The sequence below is a fragment of the Pseudarthrobacter sp. 10T415 genome (genome assembly GCF_056394175.1).
Genome location: NZ_JBFTHJ010000085.1, coordinates 1 through 388, shown reverse-complemented (window position 1 = coordinate 388; position 388 = coordinate 1). Strand labels below are relative to the sequence as shown.

Here is a 388-nt window from a genome sequence, read left to right as displayed (position 1 = left end):
GCATCAGGCGAGGGAAAGGCTCGCTGATGGCTTGATATTAAATCGCCTGGCCAATCGGGCAACCCGAAGGAGCGTAGCTGGCTTTCCAACCAGCGTTGTTGCTAGCTGTAACGAAGCAGCGCCACGTACCAGTATCTTGGCGCTGCCAGTTGATGGTGGCACCTGCCACGGAAGGGCTAGCATTCTTGTTGGTGCCTGCGTCCGTGGTCAGCGTCGACGACCAGACAAATGCGCCGGTGTTCACGTTAGCGGGCACATTCGGATCGGCATACAGATTCGACTGAACAAAGCCAATATCGGCCAAGGCGGCAACCGCGGCGCCGTTGCTCAGACGATCTTCAAATGCCGTCTTGTACGCGCCCATTTCGCTGACTGCACGTGCCACCTG

The 388-nt window shown here is 58.0% G+C and carries 1 protein-coding gene; it reads right to left on the bottom strand.

Going from position 1 to position 388, the window contains the following annotated elements; all coding sequences use genetic code 11:
- Positions 1 to 37: 37 nt before the first annotated feature.
- Positions 38 to 388, bottom strand: a 351-nt coding sequence (locus AC1DBN_RS21570) for a pilin (RefSeq protein WP_477724211.1), incomplete at its 5' end; no start/stop codon positions are given.